Source organism: Priestia sp. P5_B4 (assembly GCF_056400385.1).
Genome location: NZ_JBFULJ010000516.1, coordinates 1 through 2,698, shown reverse-complemented (window position 1 = coordinate 2,698; position 2,698 = coordinate 1). Strand labels below are relative to the sequence as shown.

The following is a 2,698-nucleotide window of genomic DNA, read 5'->3' as shown; positions in this document are numbered from 1 at the left end:
TCCGCCGCTAACGTCATAGAAGCAAGCTTCTAATCAGTTCGCTCGACTTGCATGTATTAGGCACGCCGCCAGCGTTCATCCTGAGCCAGGATCAAACTCTCCGAAGAAATGTTTGACTTGCTCAATTAAAAAATAAAATTTAACGTTGACGTTTGTCGCTTTGTTCAGTTTTCAAAGTTCAACCGCCGCTCTTAGGCGACTTTATTATCTTATCAAGTTATCAACGTAATGTCAACAACTTTTTAAAATTCTTTTTTCAGCTTCGTTGTTACAAGTATGTCTCAACGACGCTTTATAATAATATAACGATTTTCATATAAAGTCAATATGTTTCAAGAAGAAAAATGTTTTTTTCTCTTGTTTAACTACTTCCCTTACTGACAAGTAGTTAAACGTAAATAAACTAAATTTTCTAATTTTTATCTATACTCTATATTAAAAAAGAAGCCCTTCACAAAAAGAGCTTCTTTCTTATTTTACTGATCAAGGTAAATAACGACGTGCACCTGCATACTCTTCAATATATCCCTTCGTGTTTAAAGGAATAATCTCTACTGTCCGCTCGGAGTTCGGCGAATGAATCATCATGCCATCTCCCGCATACATTGCTACATGGTGGACGCTTCCTTTTCCTTGGTTATAGGCAAAAAACAATAAGTCTCCAGGTTGAAGGTTGTTCATATCTACTGGTTGCCCTGCTCTAGACTGTGGCCCTGAGTCACGTGGAATCGTAATACCATGGGATTGGTACATCGTAAACGTAAATCCAGAGCAGTCAAATCCAAAACCACTCATGCCAGCCCATAAATATGGAAGATTTAAGAATGCCTTTCCACTTTCAACAAGCTCCGTGCCAGTTGGTACAGGAATATCTTTTTGAGACGCGTAGATTTTTCCTGCTTTTGTAGAAATCCATGCTGTCTTTCCATTTGGTTTTAATACTTTATATGCACTCTTTGATTTTGCCAAAAGAGGTAAGCGCGTATTATAGCTAACTTCAATACCTTTCTTTTTCAAAGAAGGCGAATGATATAGATAAGTAGTCGGAGCCGTCACCATTACAAAAGGCTTCTTTGCATACTGTTCGTACCTTTTGCTATAGGTTAATTGTTTAGTAGGCATCCATCCGGGATACCCTAATTCATTTCGAGAAGTAGGCTGTCCGTCTACAGCTACTTTGACCCAGTCTCCTTGTTCGTCTAAAATCGTTACTTTGTTTCCATATAACGCTTGTGTCTCAAGCATCCCATCGCTAGATAACTGCTGCTTCTGTTTCAAATTCATCGATGTGGTCCACTTTCTCATATCTACAGGATTAGTAGCTGACGGAGCGTCCACTTCCCGCAAGATGTCTGGTGCTGTCCACAGAGTAGCTGCTGCGACATCTATATAAGCAGTTTCTTTTTCTTCAGAAGCATGAACAGAAGGAACTGCACTAACCCCAAATGTAGCTAAAATAACTGTTGTTGCCGTTAAAAGCCAACGTTTTATATTCATCGTCTCTCTCCTTCTACTATATTACTATCCTTTTATTTTGAGATAGGAACGGTGATTTCTCCTATTCCAGGAAGATCTGATAAGAAAACCTCTTGACCGCTGTACTTTAACACATCCAGTTCAGTTGAAAGCCAAAGAGGAGCATCTAGATCAAAATACGTGATATTCGGATGAGCGGCTGCCAGATGAGCAGCTGCTCCCACGGAAAGTGATGGTTCCATCATGCTTCCAATCATACATGCAACACCGTTCGCCTCAGCAATACTTGCGATTTTTCTTGCTTCATTAATTCCTCCGCACTTCATTAGCTTAATATTCAAAAGATCCACGTACCGCCCGCTTACAAGCCTTAATGCATCTTTGGCAGAAAATAGACTCTCATCTGCCATAATGGGTACGTTTACTCGTTCAGTCACAAACTTTAACCCTTCCCAATCATGAGCAGGGACAGGTTGTTCTACCAATTCAATACCAAAGTTGAGAGTTTCCATTTTATTAATTAATTGCACTGCTTGTTTTGGAGTCCATCCTTGATTTGCATCCAACCGAAGTTTTACATGATCCGGAATGACAGATCGAATATGTTTAATACGCTCAAGGTCTAGCTCAGGAATTGAACCTACCTTTACTTTTAAAATGTCAAATCCGTCCGCTGCACTTTTTTGTGCGTCTTCAGCCATTTTTTCAGGTGTATCAACACTTATCGTCATACATGTAGAGATAGACTGCTTATCGCCCAAGAAAGCATATAAAGGAATGTTAAGAAACTTTGTATAAGCATCATGCAAAGCGATATCAGCAGCTGCTTTAGCACTTGAATTGTGAATACAGCAGCTTTGAATTTTTTTTAAGAGTTTTTGAAACTGACGTATATCCTCTCCTATTAGCGCTAGTTTAATAGGTCCTTGAAGTGCAGCTTGAATGCCCTCTAAAGAATCGCCTGTAATAACATATGTTGGCGAAGCCGCTCCTTTTCCTTTTATTCCGTTTTCTAATTGAATCTCTACACTTATGCTGTCTATCTCTGTTGCTGTTCGAAGCGCTGTTTTAAACGGAACGAGCAGTGGAACGGTTTGATGCTTTACAGTTATGTCTTTAATTATCATTTCAATCGCTTCCTTTCGATTCAGCACAAATATTCTTTCATACGTATTTTTGGTTTATTCTTAGATCGCTCCTAAAATTTTGGCGACCATCATAC

Annotated in this window: 2 protein-coding genes and 1 rRNA gene; all 3 read right to left on the bottom strand. The window is 39.2% G+C overall.

Annotated features, from left to right (window positions below; all coding sequences use genetic code 11):
* Positions 1 to 107 (bottom strand): 16S ribosomal RNA (locus tag AC1DRF_RS22230); the annotation flags it as partial.
* 376 nt (positions 108 to 483) lie between these two features.
* The gene (locus AC1DRF_RS22225; RefSeq protein WP_230185431.1) at positions 484 to 1,497 is read right to left on the bottom strand and encodes a C40 family peptidase; all 1,014 of its coding nucleotides are present in this window, start codon (positions 1,495 to 1,497) and stop codon (positions 484 to 486) included.
* A gap of 32 nt (positions 1,498 to 1,529) precedes the next feature.
* Entirely contained in the window at positions 1,530 to 2,603 is a 1,074-nt protein-coding gene (locus tag AC1DRF_RS22220) for a dipeptide epimerase (protein WP_427077063.1), read from the bottom strand.
* Positions 2,604 to 2,698: the final 95 nt, after the last annotated feature.

Excerpts from the sequence above, each read along its gene's own strand:
- AC1DRF_RS22220 (WP_427077063.1), bottom strand. The coding sequence starts at position 2,603 with ATGATAATTAAAGACATAACTGTAAAGCATCAAACCGTTCCACTGCTC.
- AC1DRF_RS22225 (WP_230185431.1), bottom strand. The coding sequence starts at position 1,497 with ATGAATATAAAACGTTGGCTTTTAACGGCAACAACAGTTATTTTAGCT.